Origin of the sequence: Streptomyces sp. S4.7, from assembly GCF_010384365.1 — a bacterium.
In the GTDB taxonomy this organism is placed as follows: domain Bacteria; phylum Actinomycetota; class Actinomycetes; order Streptomycetales; family Streptomycetaceae; genus Streptomyces.
In genome coordinates this window covers 4,783,012-4,797,931 of the sequence record NZ_CP048397.1, presented here as the reverse complement: position 1 = coordinate 4,797,931, position 14,920 = coordinate 4,783,012, and the positions used below count along the sequence as shown (strand labels likewise).

The window sequence follows — 14,920 nt, the reverse complement described above, 5'->3', positions numbered from 1 at the left end:
AAAGCGACCTAAGCGCCTCTTCCGGCGCTGGTTTCGCCGCGATCGTAACGCGCGTAGATGTCAGATAAAGCCCTGTACGGAAGCCGTTATCGGATCGTCGCGAACAGGATGTGCGACGTCCGATTACGGGAAGGGGCACGGCCGGTTACGAACGGTCGCCGTCGATGAGCGCGGCGGCGGTGAAAAGCTCCACCCCGACCTGAATCGCCCGTTCGTCCGCGTCGAAATCGCCCCGGTGGAGATCGTGCCGGGCGGAGTCTCCCGGAGTCCGTACGCCGAGCCGCGCCATCGCGCCGGGGACCTGCTCCAGGTACCAGGAGAAGTCCTCGCCGCCGAGACTCTGCTCGGTGTCCTCGATCGACTGCACGCCGCGGCGCGCGGTCTGGGCGTCACGCAGCAGCTCCGCCATCATCAGGTCGTTGACGACCGGCGGGACCCCGCGCACATAGTTGATCTGCGACTTGGCGTGGTAGAGCGCGGAGATCTCGTCGATCGCCGCGTGCACCAGGTCCGGCGCCTCACGCCAGGACTTCAGGTCCAGGCAGCGGACGGTGCCGGACAGTTCGGCGTGCTGCGGGATGACGTTGCAGGCGTGGCCGGCGGCGATACGGCCCCAGGTGAGCGCGAGCCCGGACCGGGCGTCGACGCGGCGGACCAGCAGCGCGGGCACCTCGGTGGCGACCTTCGCGGCGGCGGTGACCAGGTCGGTGGTCAGATGCGGGCGGGCGGTGTGACCGCCGGGGCCGTCGAGGGTGACTTCCAGCCGGTCGCAGGCCGAGGTGATCGGGCCGGTGCGCAGACCGATCGTGCCGACGTCCACGCGCGGGTCGCAGTGCACCGCGATGATCCGGCCGACGCCCTCCAGGACGCCGGACTCGATGGCGTCGAGCGCGCCGCCGGGCAGCACCTCCTCGGCGGGCTGGAAGATCAGCCGCACGGGGTGGGGCAGCAGGCCCTCGCGGTCGAGCGCGGCGAGGACCAGACCGGCGCCGAGGACGGCGGTGGTGTGGACGTCGTGACCGCAGGCGTGCGCGCGGTCGGGCACGGTGGAGCGGTAGGACACCCCGGCCTTGGTGTCCGGGATGGGGAGCGCGTCGATGTCCGCGCGCAGCGCGAGCATGGGGCGCACGCCGGAGGCGGCGGTGGCGCCGTCGCGGGTGCCGATGTCGCAGAAGAGTCCGGTGCCGGTGTTGAGTACCCGCGGAACGAGTCCGGCCTGCTCAAGGCGGTGCTTGAGCGCGGCGGTGGTACGGAACTCCTGGTTGCCGAGCTCCGGGTGCATGTGCATGTCTCTGCGGAAGGCGATCAGCTCGGTACGCAGCGTTTCGGACAGCTTGCCGGGCAGCGCCGCCGCGCCGGACTCACCTGAGAGGTCGGCTTCGGACTCGCGGGACATCAACTGGTTCACCTGTTGAAGGGTAGGCCCCCCGGGGGGGCGCCTGCCCGACGATCAACAAAACTTCAGCCCGAAAGGCCTAAGAAAACCGGACCGTGAGCGAATAGCCGCTTCTCGGGGTGGGTAAGCTCGCATTTCCGTTGCGAACTGGTGACGGACAGTGACGACCGGCCGTGCGATCCCTGTGCGCGTCCCGCGGGCTGCGGCTGCCCGCCACCTCACGCGGAGGCGGGCAGCCTCGGCAGCCTGGTTACGTCCCTGGCCGTGCCCGTGACACCGGAAAGGAAGCCGTGGGCACGCGGTGAGGCGTTGTCCTTCAGCCACTCCGGCGCGATGTCCCACACCGCCACCCGCACACCTGTACCGGCGAGCGCGAGCGGCAGCGTGTGCACGACCGTCGAGGGGAAGCTCAGCACGGTCGACCCGATGGGGCCGCGCCGTGCGATCAGCTCCAGCGGCAGATCGGGCCGGACGATCTCCAGACCGGTCTCGGTGGCGAGCCGGTGCAGCTTCTCCACGCTCTCCCTGCGGTGGGCGAAGTACCGGGTCGCGCCGTGGCCGCGGGCGAGCGAGCCGACCGCCGTCACGTACCGCTCCAGGTCGACCACGCCGGTCTCCACGAGCGAGGTGCCGACCATGTCGGCGCCCTTGGTGATCCGGGGCGGCCCGAAGGTGGCCTTGGTCCACTCGAAGGTGTTGGCCGTGACCGTGATGCCCGGCGGCGCCTCCACGGGCATCGAGGTGAACACCTCGACGCTGCGGGTGCGCGACGGTGTGAGCCGGCGCCGCGCGACGGCGGAGACCGGCGCGAGGACCATCTCGCGCGGCCCGCGCCTGCCGCCGCGCCGGTGCCAGCGCACCAGCGGCTCGCCGTGGACGAGCTGCGCGATGAACTCCATCGTCGCCGTCCCGTCGTCCACCACGGTCAGCTCCTTGCTGCTGACGAGCGTCAGCAGGAGCTGTACGTAGCGGGAGAACGGGTCCCCGATGACGATCCGCTCCGCCCTGCGCAGCAGCGGAGCGAGCTCCCGTATCGTCCGCAGCGGCGCGCTCGCGCCGCCGCGGGCCTCCTGCCAGCGCACGGTGAAGCCCGCGTCGCGGGCCAGCTCGGCCATCCGCCGGAGCTGGCCGCGCGACATGGGGTCGGTCGGCGACAGGACGACCACGGTGAGCTCCTCACCGGTCGCGCTCGCCCGCGCCCACTCCAGCACGTTCAGGAGTTGGACCGGGCTCTCCACGAATGCGATGGCGCGAGGGGACGGGGTGCGCACCCCGGAGGGACGGCTCATGGCTGTCAGACCGCCACGGGCTGTGCGCCGTCCGCGGCCTCGGCGACGACACCGGCGACCCGGCGGAGCTTCTTCATCGGGCCGAGCTCCGACTCGTAGACCTTCTTGACGCCGTCACCGAGGGACGCCTCGATGGTGCGGATGTCGCGCACGAGGCGGGTGAGGCCCTGCGGCTCGACGGAGGCGGCCTGGTCGGAGCCCCACATGGCGCGGTCGAGCGTGATGTGGCGCTCGACGAAGGCGGCGCCGAGGGCGACGGCGGCGAGGGTGGTCTGGAGACCGGTCTCGTGGCCGCTGTAGCCGATCGGCACGTTCGGGAACTCGGCCTGGAGGGTGTTGATGACCCGCAGGTTCAGCTCCTCGGCCTTGGCCGGGTACGTCGAAGTGGCGTGGCAGAGAAGGATGTTCTCGCTGCCGAGGACCTCGACCGCGTGCCGGATCTGCTTCGGCGTCGACATGCCGGTGGAGAGGATGATCGTGCGGCCGGTGGCGCGCAGGGCGCGCAGCAGCTCGTCGTCGGTGAGGGACGCGGAGGCCACCTTGTGGGCGGGCACGTCGAACTTCTCCAGGAAGGCGACGGCCTCGGTGTCCCACGGGGAGGCGAACCAGTCGATGCCGCGCTTCTTGCAGTGCTCGTCGATGGTGCGGTACTCGTCCTCGCCGAACTCGACGCGGTGGCGGTAGTCGATGTACGTCATCCGGCCCCAGGGGGTGTCGCGCTCGATGTCCCACTGGTCGCGCGGGGTGCAGATCTCGGGGGTGCGCTTCTGGAACTTGACGGCGTCGCAGCCGGCGTCGGCGGCGGCGTCGATCAGCGCGAGCGCGTTGTCGATGTCGCCGTTGTGGTTGATCCCGATCTCACCGGTCACGTAGACGGGGCGGCCGGGGCCCGCGGAGCGGGTGCCGAGGGTACGCAGACGGGAGTTGGTGCTCATTGGGGGGTCCTTAGCTGGTCGAGATGACGGTGATGGGACGGCGGGGGTTCGCGGGGGTGTTGACGTCCAGACCGGGACCGAGGAGCCAGGTGGCGATCTCTCGGATCGCGCCGGCGCCGCCGGGGGTTGTCGTGACGGCACGCGCCGCCGCGCGTACGGCGTCGTGAGCGCTCGCGACGGCCACCGGCCAGCCGGCGAGCGCGAAGCACGGGAGGTCGTTGACGTCGTTGCCGACGTACAGCACCCGGTCGGGTGTGACTCCGTGCTCGTCGCACCACTGCTTCAGTGCGAGGTCCTTGCGGTCGATGCCGTGGAGCACCGGCACGCGCAGCTTGCGGGCGCGTGCGGCGACGACCGGGTTCTGCTCGGTGGAGAGGATGAGCAGTTCCAGGCCGGCGCGGCGGAGGGCGGCGATGCCGAGGCCGTCACCGCGGTGTACGGCGACGGTCTCGCGGCCCTCCGAGTCGACGAGCACCCGGTCGTCGGTCTGGGTGCCGTCGAAGTCGAGGACGACCGCGTCGATGTCGGCGCGGCCGGGGAGCCCGGGGGTGTCCAGGAGCGGGGCGAGGGCGCGGGCGCGCTCCAGGTCGTGCGGGTCGTCGATCTCCAGCACCCGCTCGGGGTCGGTGGAGACGAGTTCGGTGCGGCCGAAGAAGCGGTGTCCGGCCTCGCGGAAGCCTTCGGCGCGCATCGCGTAGGCGGCGCCGGTCTCCAGGAACTCCTGGGGGCGGTCCTGCCTGCGGGGCCGGTTCGACTTGTCGTGGTTGACGCCCAAGCCGTCGCTCTCGGAGCGCCAGATGAAGCCGTGGGTCGGGGCGACGGTCAGCGCGCTGTCGGCGCCGCCCCCGGTGACGGCGGACACGACGCCGTCGAGGTCGCCCGCGGTGATGAAGGGGCTGGTGCACTGCACGAGCAGGACCACATCGGTGCGGTGGGCCGCGCCGCGCATCGCGCCGTACGCGTCCATCGCGTGCAGGACGGCGGCCTCGCTGGTCGCGGTGTCTCCGGCGATGGCGGCCGGGCGCAGGACGACCTCGGCCCCGGCGGCGCGGGCGGCGTCGGCGATGGCCGCGTCGTCCGTGGAGACGACGACGTCGGTCACCAGGCGGGCGGCCCGGCAGGCGCGGACGGCCCGTACGACGAGGGGCACACCGCCGACCTGGGCGAGGTTCTTGGCGGGGACGCCCTTGGATCCACCACGGGCGGGGATCACGGCGAGGACGGTCATGGACGGGTCTCCTTGCTTCACTGCGTCGTGCTGGATCTCCGCGCCGGGCCGTTCGTCCGACGCGGCCCACCCGGACCACCCGTATCCGGCCAGCACATCGGCGGGCAGCGGACGGCGTACGCGCGGGCCGGGGTTGGGCGTGGAGGTCACGCGATGCGGCGCGGGCGCGGCGACGGCGGCTGCCGCGCCGCCGCCCACCGGCACCCGCCCGTCGGCCGACCGCCGACGATCCGCACGCGGGGCGGGGCCGGGTACAGCGGGTACGGGGTGCGGCACGGGCACGCCGGCCGCGTGCGCCGATCCGTCGCTCACGGGCGCGGCGGTGCCGCTCGCGAACGCCGCGCCCCTCGGCGGCAGGGGGGCCGTCACAGCTCGCCCATTCGGCGGATGACCGGGGCCACGCGTTGGACGCCGTGGCGGTAGGCGCCGCGGGCCGCGGCGCGGACCGTGTCGCGGACCACGCGGCGGACGCCGGTCGTGCCCGCCTGCGCCGTGCGGTTCGACGCCGTCAGCGGGCTGCCGTCGGGTGCCAGGTGGTAGCGGGCGAGGAGGCCCGGCAGATAGCCGGGCGCCGTGGTCGCCGTGTAGTACGGGGTGATCGGCGGCAGTCCGCCGTCGGCCAGCAGCTTCGCGACGCGCTCGCGGGCCGCGTCGAAGGCGGAGGCGTAGCCGCCGTCGGCGGCGACCCCCTGCCGGTCGGCCCAGACGGGGTCGGCCTTCGGCCGCTGCCCGCCGTCGAGCTGGTCCCAGGAGGCGAGACAGCCGGAGCCGATGAAGTGGTGGTTGCCGAGCGGTTCGCGGATCCCGAGGTCGGTGAGGATCGCGGTGGGGATACGGCGGTGCAGGGACTCCAGCGCGGCCGTCGAGGAGACGGTGACCAGCAGATCGGTACCGTCCAGGACCTCGCCCATGTTCCCGTACACCAGGCGGAAGTTGGGCGGCAGGCCGCCGGGCAGCTTCTCGGCGAGGCGCTGGTAGGGGTACTCCTCGACGTGCGTGGTCTGCTCCCCCACGCGGCTGCGCAGTTTGAGCAGGACCTCGCGGCGCGGGTGCAGCCTCGCGTGCTCGATCAGCCGCCGCAGCAGGTACGCACGGTCGGCGCGGGTCAGCGGGACGGACGGCTGGGCCGCGAAGACGACCGTGTCCCTGCCCTCTTCGGGGGTGTAGCGCGCGCCGCCGAGGAAGGGCAGCGCGGCCTCGGTGACCGAGCCGGAGTCGGCGCCCACGCCCTCGTACACGGCACGGAAACGCTGCGCGTCGTGGCGGGAGTTGGCGAGGACGATGTCCGCGCCGTGGCGCAGCAGCAGCCCGTCGGACAGCTTCTCGTAGACGACACCGACGTAGCCGGTGACGAGCGCGGGCCGGTCGGGCAGGCCCAGCGCGGATATCCCGTGCAGCATGGCCTGTACGGCGCCGCCGACGAGGGCGAGGACGACGACGTCGTACGTCTCCTCGCGCAGCACGTCCAGGAACTCGGTCCCCGTCATCTCGCGCAGCGCGTCCGCCTCGGCCCCCACCTCCGCGAGCTGGCGGGCCGTGGGCGTCGCTCGTCCGCGCAGCAGGAAGCCGCTGAGCTCGATGTCGCGGTCGTCGGGTGCGATGCGGCGCGCGGTCAGCGCGCCCCACTTCCACCGTGTGTCGGAGTCGGCGAGCACGGCGACCCGGACCGCTTTGCTGGTACGTGATGGCACGTGTTGGACGTTAGGAAGGCATGGGGATTGGCGGCCCAACGCAACAGCAATAAAGGGTTAACAGCGGGGTTACGGAGAGCGAAATGGCTCGGGAACGGGGTTGGTTAACCATTCCGCCATCCTTCGTTCACCTGGCATCCTCGCGGATGTCGGAACGAATGCCGGGCCGCCCCATAGCGTCCACGGCGTGGTCAAGCTCTCTGTCGTCGTGCCGTTCTACAACGTGCAGACATACGTCCCCGAAACCCTCCGGAGCCTCGCGGCGAACACGCGAAAGGACTTCGAGTTCCTGCTCGTCGACGACTGCTCGACCGACGACACCCCCGAACTCCTGCGGCGCGCGGAGCGCGAGCTGCCCGGCGCGGTCCTGCTGCGACACGAGAGGAACGGCGGACTGGCCACCGCGCGCAACACCGGTCTCGACGCCTCACGCGGTGAGTACATCACCTACCTCGACGGCGACGACTGGGTGAAGCCGGGCTACTACGAGAGCCTGCTGGCCGCCGTCGAGGGCCTGGGCTGCGACTTCGTCCGTACCGACCATGTCCAGTTCACCGGCCGGGCCCGTACGGTGCACCGCGTCCCGGTCGGCCCGCGCGGCGAGGTCCTGGAGCCGCGCGGGACGATCCTGCCCGCGGACAGGACCACGTCGGTGGATTACGCGTACGCCTGGGCCGGCATCTACCACCGGCGCCTCGCCGACCGGGGGCTGCTGCACTTCACGGACGGACTGCGGACCGCCGAGGACCGGCCGTGGATCTGGCGGCTGCACCGGGAGGCGGAGTCCTTCGCGGCGGTGGGGCTGCTCGGGATCTTCTACCGGCGCGGCGTCGCCTCGTCGCTCACCCAGATCGGCGACGTACGCCAACTGGACTTCATCCGCGCTTTCGACCAGGTCGTGGAGGAAACGGCGGCGGACCGTGACGGCGAGCGTTTTCTGCTGAAGGCGGTACGCACATATCTGGCCATCATTTCGCACCACTTGGCGGCGAAAGAACGATTCGAACCGGCCGTGGCCCGGAAATTGCGCACGATGAGCGCCGCCGCGATGAAACGGCTGCCGCAGGACGTACTGAGAGAAGCGCTGAATTCGATGGACCTGGACCGTTCGACCCAGTTGCGCCGGCTGCGCAGGCGTCAGGGCGCGAGCGGGAAGGCGGCGGCCTGATGACGACGACCTCCCCCGGCGGCCGTACGACGCGGGTGTTCTACGCGTCCACCCTGTACGGCGCCGCCACGCTGGCCGCCGCGATCGACGCGGGGCTCTTCCCGGCGGTCGACCGGACCGTCCTGGTCGTGAGCAACAACGCCGGTACGCCCGAACTGACCCCGGCCGTCCACGAGATGCCGGGCTTCGAGCGGCTGCGCCACCGGTTCGACTCCGTGCTTTCGTGGAACGAGACGATCGCGCCGTTCCATCCCGGCGGCTGGGTCCCGCGCGAGGACGACCTGCCGATCTGGGAGCGCCATCTGCGGCTCGCCTGGGGACTGGGCGACGACTCGGTGGAGCTGGTCCTCGAATCGATCCAGGTCAGCCCCGCGCTCACGCTCGCGGAGATCTTCACGGCCGCCCGGATCGAGGTGTACGCGGACGGGCTGATGAGCTACGGCCCCACTCGCAACCGGCTGGATCTCCAGGTGGGCGCACGGATACGCAGGCTGCTGCACCTCGATCTCGTACCGGGTCTGGTGCCGCTGCTGCTCACCGAGTTCGGCGTCCCCTCCGAGACGGTCCCGACCCCGGCCTTCCTGCGGGTGCTGGACCAACTGGCCGACTCGGCGACGGACTTCGAATCTCCCGGTGTGCCTCCCGCGCTGCTGCTGGGGCAGTACCTCTCCGCCCTGGGCATCATCACCGAGCGCGAGGAGGAGGACCTGCACATCCGGATGGTGCGGGGCGTGGTCAGACTCGGCCACGAGCACGTGGTGTTCAAACCCCACCCCTCCGCGCCGGCGGTCCGGTCGCGGCGGCTGGAGGAGGAGGCGTCCGGACTCGGCGCCCGGCTGACCGTGCTGGACAGCCCGGTTCTCGCCGAGGTGCTGTACCGACGGCTGGAGCCGGCCCTGGTCGTCGGCTGCTTCTCCACGGCGCTGTTCACGGCGTCGGCGTTCTTCGGTCTCCCGGTGGCCCGCACCGGCACCGACATGCTGCTGGACCGGCTCTCCCCGTTCCAGAACAGCAACCGGGTGCCGGTCACGCTGGTGGACGCGCTGGTCCCGCCGCTGGACGACGACGGTACGTACCGTCCGGAGCCGAGCCCCGCCGAGCTGGTCACGGCCGTCGGCTTCACGATGCAGCCGCAGATGCACCCGGGGCTGCGGCCGGCGGCGGAGAGCTTCCTGACGGCGCGGCTGGACCCGCACACACTGCGTTACTTCAAGCGCCGCCGCCTCACGACGCTCGGGCTCCCGGGCGCGGTCGGCCCGCGGCTCGTGCGCATCCCGCAGAACGCGGCGGCGGGGCGCGTGGTCCGCCGGGCGCGACGCCTGCGGCGTGCCGTGCTGCGACTGCGCGCGTAGCGGGCCCCGGCTGTCCTCGATCGCCGGAGGGGCTACGCGTTCGGTCCTGCGATCAAGGCCAAATCGCTCTTTCAGGTAATAGTTACCCTTTGGTCCATTTGGCGTAAATTTACGTAAATTCGCATTCCCTTCCGCTCCGCCCGCGTTGATAGCCCGTGGAACCACGTGAACTCTGGGACCGGAACAGCGTCCTCGCCGAAGCCTTCTGCGCCAGCGACGAGCAGGTGCGGCAGGCTCAGGCCGTGCTGGACGAGGCGCAGGCGGAGCGGAGCCGGACGCTCGCCGCGTTCGCCGTCACGGTCGGCAACGACGGTGCCGTCGCGGACCTCATGGGGCTGAACGAGCGCGAGGTGCGGCTGGCACGGCGCACGGTCGGCAAGACCGACGCGCGCCGCGTCGCCGGGGAGCTGCTGGAGCGCTACCCACAGGCGAGCACGCAGCCGATTCCGCAGGCACAGGCGCCCGCCGTGGCGCCACCCGTGCAGCCGACCGTGCCGCCCCTCGTACAGCCGCAGGAGGAGACGTTCTCCGAGCAGGCGTATCTGCAGCAGGCTCCGCAGGCCGCTCCCGCCGAGGCGCACGTGCCGCATCCGCGCACCGAGGCCGGCGCCCCGCTCCAGGAGATGACCCACCACCAGGACACCGCCCCGCCCGTGACCCACACGCCGGAGGCGGAGAACAGCCCGGTGGTCTGGTCGTCGAGCATGGACTCGGTGCTGCTCTGGAGCTGGCAGTCCGGCCTCGACCTCCAGACGGTGGCCGGCGAACTGGGCCTGGACGTGCGGGCGTTGCTGCTGCGCGTACAGGCCCTCGCCGACAACGGGATGCTCACCCCGTCCGCCGCCCAGACCGCCGAGGCGAACCGGGCGGGCCGCCACCGCAGGCACCACGAGGAGGGGTACGCGGCGCTGTTCAGCCCCACGGCCACGTTTCCGACGCAGGTGCATTACTGACTCGGTGTCGAGCCGTGTCCTCGGTCGCCGGACGGGCCGGTTCGCGGCCCGTCCGGCGACCGAGGACGTACGACCTACGGGTCAGCCCCCCAGAATCCCCCGCAGGTCCGCCGCGTTCGACTGCGTCACCTTCCACAGCTCCTGCTGCCTGCCGTGGACGTCGGCCACCGACCCGGCGTGGTCGTTCAGCAGCCCCAGCGCCCGCTCCGTGAGCAGCGCGCCGAGGTTCCTGTCGTGGACCGAGACACCCCACTCCGGCCGGTCGATGTCCGACAGGAAGTAGGCCATCTTCGGGTGCGAGATCAGCGAGATGATCGGTGTGCCGCAGCCGAACGGGATCATCCCCGCGTGACCGCGCATGCCGATGACCAGCTTCGTACGGGCGTAGGTGTCCCGGATCGCGTCGTTGTCGAAGTCGTACATCGGGATGACCGGCAGCGAGATGCCGTGCTCGCGCCGCAGGTCGAACGCGATCTTCTCGTCGTCCAGCGAGTGCGCCACGCACAGGACCTCGGTGTGCTCGCCCAGCGCCCGCACCGCCTTGGCCATCTCGGCCAGGAAGTGCGCGTAGTCGTGGCCGAAGCGCAGCCCCGCCCGGTCGTACGCGGCGTTGATCATGACGGTGTTCTCGCGCTGCCCGGGTGCCGGGTCGATCCAGCCGTCGACCAGCTGCCGGGTGACCGTGGTCGGACAGGGCTGGAAGCGCACCTTGTCGTGGAGCGAGGCCGGCAGCAGCGCGCGGACCTTTTCGATCGAGCCGTGGTTGCGCAGCGCGAAGAAGGCGCTGCGCTCGACCAGTTGGCGCAGGGACGAGTTGAAGCGCCCGGCCCGGTAGGACTGGCCGTCGAAGGCGTTGAAGCCGACCGCGTACACCACGATCGGCACGTCGATGCCGTTCAGGTTCTCGTCGGGGACGTTCCACTGCCAGGCGCTGTTGCCGTTCGGCGCGGTGTCCGGGATGAAGAGTCCGCCGCCGCCGATGACCAGAGCGCGCCGCTCGTTGACGCGCGCCAGCGCGGCCTTGTCGAAGAGGCGGTGGGCGTGGATCGAGTGCCAGCGGGACGGCCCCGTATCGGTGTCGGCGCCGCCGTCCGCGCCGGTGCTGGTGCCGACCGCGAGCCGTACGGACTCGGGCAGCAGCTTGTCGCCGGCGTTGCCCTGCTGCGGCATGTAGAAGGCCACATGGGCGAGTTGGTCCTCGGGGGCGCCCTCGCGCGGGGAGGGCAGATCGTGGTCCCGGGTCCGCAGCCGCATCAGCCGGTTGGAGCGGTGCGTGGGGTCGACGGCCAGCCCCTGCATCGCGTACGCGTGCGCCGTCGCGTCGTCGCCGTGGATCCAGGCGATCTGCGCGAGCCGGCCGAAGGACGTGGCGGCGCGGCCGGGCGAGCCCGCCGCGAGGTGCAGCTGGACCCTGGCCTCCTCGTACCGGGAGACGCTCATCAGGGCGTGCCCCAGCACCTCGTGCGGCCAGGTGTCGTCGACCGGGATGTGCACGCCGGAGAGGATGTCGGCGGCCTCCTGGAAGCCGCCCGCGTTGATGTGCGCGTGCGCGACCTTGCGGGCGCTCTCGACGTCCCCGGTGCGCGCGACGTGCTCGGTGCCGTACTTGACCACCAGGTCGTGGTGCATGGCGCCGGGCACGGCCATGTACGCGGCGTAGAACTGCGCGTCGGTCAGCTCGAACTCCCGCCAGCGGTCCTCGGCCTGGGTGTAACCGGCCTCGCCGCCCTGCCACGGTTTGTGGCGTCCGGTGAAGTGCAGGATCGCGGTGTCGTCGGGGACGGGCTTGTCGCCCGAGAGCCGCCGCTTGACGAAGTTGTAGCGCGAGTCGAGCTGTACGAAGTCGCCGTCGAGCACCGAGTTGAGGATGCCCTGGTCGTGCTTGTCCAGCTCGTAGTCGCCGCTGCGTCCGGTGGCGTCGATCCGCGCGCAGAACTCGTCGCTCAGGTATTCGCGCTGGATGACCAGCAGTCCGCTGTTGAGCTTGTGCTGCCCGTAGAAGAACTGCGGTACGGCCGCGAGACCCTCGCGGAGCCGGAGCAGTTCGGACAGGTCGCCGAGGACCACCATGTCGGTGTCGAGGGTGATGATCGTGTCGTAGTCGCGCAGCCGGAAGACGTCGAGGATGAAGTAGGCCTTGCGGACCAGGTAGTTGTCCTGGTCGCCCTTCTCGTAGCTGTCGTAGCGCGCGGCGTCGACGCGGTGGAAGCGGATCCGTGGGTGCAGGGCGCGTATCGAGGCGACCGACCGGGGCCGCAGGTCGTCGTGGAGGACGACGAAGTCCTCGCACACACCGGGGTTGGACAGCGCGAGGCTGCGCAGCAGCGCGAGGAAGCCGGGCAGGTAGTTCTCGTCGACGAAGGACGCGAAGGCGAGGCGTCGTTTGCCGGTCAGGGCGTTGGCGGACAGCGGCGCGGTGGCGGCGGCCGCGGCGGCGGGTCCGACCGGGGCCTGGGGGGTGGCGGTCATCGCAGGGAGATCCTCGTGTCGGTCACGCTCCGGGCGCGTTCCATGACCCACGCCTTTTCGCTGGTGTACTCGTGCACGGACGTGATGGGCATCCGCATCGCTTCCTTGAGGCGGTAGGCGCCGCTCTCGTAGAAGTCGAAGCCGATCAGGTCGAGCTTGGGGCTGACGTCCAGGAAGTCCAGCAGCCAGAGCATGTTGAAACCGCTGGTCGGGATGGCGGGCCACTCGTCGTTGCCGACCCGGCCGATGTTGCGCAGCGGCCAGCGCAGCGACTCGTCGTTGACGTAGGTCTGGGCGCCGGGCACGAGCCGGTTGCGCAGCGAGTTCTTCCAGTCGTTGCCGAGTCCGCCGAAGATCAGCCGGGTGGTGACCTTCTGGTCCCAGTTGAAGCCGTGCTTGTGGATGGAGGCGTGGATGTCGGTACGCCTGCCGGTGGCCGCCGCGTCGATCTTGTACGAGTTGAAGCGGACCACCAGGTCGTAGGCGTCGATCTCGGCCCCGAGCGAACCGCGCCCGACGCTCTGGGAGTTGGCGATCAGGCAGATGGACTTGCCCGCGATCTGGTTGCGGAACTCGCCGAGCGTGAGCCACCGGACGTCGCCGAAGGTGGGATCGGGGACCGGGCCGCGCTGTCGGCCCCGGCGCATCTCACCGTAGAGCGCGGCGAGTTGACGGGTCTCCTCAACCGCTCCGCCACCGCCCGCGAGCCGCAGGTCGAGGTACTGCCCGATGGAGACCTGGAGGTCCGTCACGGGGCTGCCGTCGCCGCGCATCGCGAGCAGCGCGCCGATCAGCCGCGCCTCGGCGCCCGCGCCGTCGCCGGCTTCGTGCAGTTCGACGCCCTCGGCCCAGATGTCGGTGGCGGGGCCGTCCGCGTACACCGCCGCCTGCGGGCAGCCGCGTTCGAGAAGCCGCAGGATCTCGTCCTGCTTCTCGCCTCCGGTGCGCAGTCCGGCGATACGGGGCGCGACACCGAACCCGTCCTCCTCGGTCAGGGCGAGGTAGCGCTCGTACGCGGCGATGGTCGCCGGCTCGTCGCCCATGGCCTCCAGCGTGCGGGCGCGCAGCCGCCAGCCGGCGCGGGAGTTCTTGCGCTGGGTCAGCACGGCGTCGCTGATGAGCAGCGAGAGCCGCAGCTCGTCGTCGTAGCCGCACTCCAGGGCCTTGTTGCCGGCGGCCAGCAGCGCGTCCAGCAGTTCACCGCTCAGCGAGCCCGTGCCCCCGGCGACCACTTTCTTGGCCGCGCGCCGGATGAGCGGCGTCGTGGCGGGCGCGGCGGAGGCGCTCTCCCCCGCTTCGGTGGCGTGGGCGGCGAGGACGAGGCGCAGCTTCTCGGCGAGTTCGGCGCGCTTGCGGTCCAGGCCGGCGACCAGCTTCCCGCTGTGCACGGCGCAGGCACGCAGACACACGTCCAGCTCGGTCGGCGTGATCCGGTCCCCCCGGCCCGGGATCTGCCCCGCCCCGTCGGGAGGCCCGGCCGGGCCGTCCCCGTCGCGCGGCCTGAGCCATCGGTTGCGGACCTTCGTCATGGTGCTCCCAGCGTCTGTCTGCCCCGCGATCAGGTTGCGGGTCGGCGACAGGCTAGGAAACGCGCGCGTCGGGAAGGTGAACTGACTGCGTCGGCGGATGGAACGCCCGGAGCCCGAAAAATGGCCGTGCGGGCGGAGCGCGCGCCCCCATTCGGCGCCAAGGGAGTCACCCTGGCCGCCTTACAGTCAGCAAGCGCCTATGTGAGCCGCGCCTCCAGCACCAGCGCGCTCCACGAGACACCGTCGCGCCCCAGTCGGTCAGGCTGCTCGCGTGCCATCAGTGGGTCGAGCCCGGCTCGCCGCCCCATCTGGATCACTTCCGCGGCCGGAACGTCGAACATCCGCCGCTCCGATGGGACCGGACCGTGCCGAAGAGTGATGACTACGCGTCCCTTCGGAGCGAGAAGGGACCGAACATGTTCCATGGCCGTTCGTCGCTCTTTCTGTTCCAGGTGCATCCAGACTCCTACGATCAGAATCAGGTCGAACGGACCGCTCACTCCGTCGAGTTCGGGCAGCGCGCTGTTGATCCACCGGACGGGTGCGCCAGCATGCACACGTCGCCCTATCTCGCGAAATTCATCTGTCGGTTCAACCGCCACCACGTCGTAACCCAGGGCGGCCAGCGCGGCCGCGTCCCTCCCCGACCCTGCGCCAAGATCCGCGACTCTGCCAGGTGGAGGAGGGAACAGGGGGAGTGTATCTCCATGAACCTCCAGTAAAGAGACACTTTCGTACTGACGTGCAAGATCTTCCGCGGCGGCTCCATAGCCCGCCGTCCCTGCTACGAGAGGCATGCGATTCTCCGGGTTCCCGACCGGGGTTGCGAAGCCATTCCTGCAGATGACGCTATGTCAGGCATCAGCCCTCTGAGGGGAAACTCGAACATTGTCTTGAATACCCAGGACCA

At 71.0% G+C, this 14,920-nt stretch carries 11 protein-coding genes and 1 pseudogene; 3 read left to right on the top strand and 9 right to left on the bottom strand.

What is annotated here, in order from left to right; genetic code table 11:
• Positions 1-145 precede the first annotated feature (145 nt).
• The 5 genes from SSPS47_RS21550 to SSPS47_RS21530 all read right to left on the bottom strand — a co-directional run bounded on the left by SSPS47_RS21550 (position 146) and on the right by SSPS47_RS21530 (position 6,539).
• Positions 146-1,396 carry an amidohydrolase gene (locus tag SSPS47_RS21550; protein ID WP_164254806.1) on the bottom strand — a complete coding sequence of 417 codons (1,251 nt, stop codon included), beginning with the start codon at positions 1,394-1,396 and terminating at the stop codon, positions 146-148.
• A gap of 218 nt (positions 1,397-1,614) precedes the next feature.
• Complete coding sequence (locus SSPS47_RS21545; protein WP_164252495.1) at positions 1,615-2,685, bottom strand: hypothetical protein; 1,071 nt, start codon at positions 2,683-2,685, stop codon at positions 1,615-1,617.
• A gap of 5 nt (positions 2,686-2,690) precedes the next feature.
• Positions 2,691-3,620, bottom strand: coding sequence for an N-acetylneuraminate synthase family protein (locus tag SSPS47_RS21540; RefSeq protein ID WP_147874217.1), 930 nt, complete (start codon positions 3,618-3,620; stop codon positions 2,691-2,693).
• A 10-nt stretch (positions 3,621-3,630) separates the two neighbouring features.
• Positions 3,631-4,848, bottom strand: coding sequence for an acylneuraminate cytidylyltransferase (locus SSPS47_RS21535; protein WP_164254804.1), 1,218 nt, complete (start codon positions 4,846-4,848; stop codon positions 3,631-3,633).
• 365 nt (positions 4,849-5,213) lie between these two features.
• Positions 5,214-6,539, bottom strand: coding sequence for a DUF6716 putative glycosyltransferase (locus SSPS47_RS21530; RefSeq protein WP_164252494.1), 1,326 nt, complete (start codon positions 6,537-6,539; stop codon positions 5,214-5,216).
• Positions 6,540-6,726: 187 nt separating this feature from the next.
• Between SSPS47_RS21530 and SSPS47_RS21525 the strand changes: the two genes are divergently transcribed.
• The 3 genes from SSPS47_RS21525 (at position 6,727) to SSPS47_RS35570 (ending at position 10,012) form a co-directional block, all read left to right on the top strand.
• A complete protein-coding gene (locus SSPS47_RS21525) occupies positions 6,727-7,707 on the top strand; it encodes a glycosyltransferase family 2 protein (RefSeq protein WP_164252493.1) in 981 nt (326 codons plus the stop codon).
• Positions 7,707-9,059: a polysialyltransferase family glycosyltransferase gene (locus SSPS47_RS21520; RefSeq protein WP_164252492.1), complete on the top strand. Its 1,353-nt coding sequence runs from the start codon at positions 7,707-7,709 to the stop codon at positions 9,057-9,059. Before SSPS47_RS21525 ends, SSPS47_RS21520 begins: the two co-directional genes overlap by 1 nt.
• Before the next feature lie 155 nt (positions 9,060-9,214).
• Positions 9,215-10,012, top strand: a complete 798-nt coding sequence (locus SSPS47_RS35570; RefSeq protein ID WP_239065005.1) for a hypothetical protein — start codon at positions 9,215-9,217, stop codon at positions 10,010-10,012.
• Between the two features lie 81 nt (positions 10,013-10,093).
• Here SSPS47_RS35570 and SSPS47_RS21510 read toward each other — a convergent pair whose 3' ends face one another.
• The 4 genes and pseudogenes from SSPS47_RS21510 to SSPS47_RS21500 form a co-directional block, all read right to left on the bottom strand.
• Positions 10,094-12,481: a glycosyltransferase gene (locus SSPS47_RS21510; RefSeq protein WP_164252491.1), complete on the bottom strand. Its 2,388-nt coding sequence runs from the start codon at positions 12,479-12,481 to the stop codon at positions 10,094-10,096.
• Positions 12,478-14,010 (bottom strand): hypothetical protein, encoded by a 1,533-nt coding sequence (locus tag SSPS47_RS21505; RefSeq protein WP_164252490.1) that lies wholly within the window; start codon positions 14,008-14,010, stop codon positions 12,478-12,480. Before SSPS47_RS21505 ends, SSPS47_RS21510 begins: the two co-directional genes overlap by 4 nt.
• Positions 14,011-14,207: 197 nt before the next feature.
• On the bottom strand, positions 14,208-14,351 hold the full coding sequence (locus tag SSPS47_RS35565; RefSeq protein WP_239065375.1) for a hypothetical protein: 144 nt from the start codon (positions 14,349-14,351) through the stop codon (positions 14,208-14,210).
• A 15-nt stretch (positions 14,352-14,366) separates the two neighbouring features.
• Positions 14,367-14,807, bottom strand: a pseudogene (locus SSPS47_RS21500) (class I SAM-dependent methyltransferase); the annotation flags it as partial.
• Positions 14,808-14,920 lie beyond the last annotated feature (113 nt).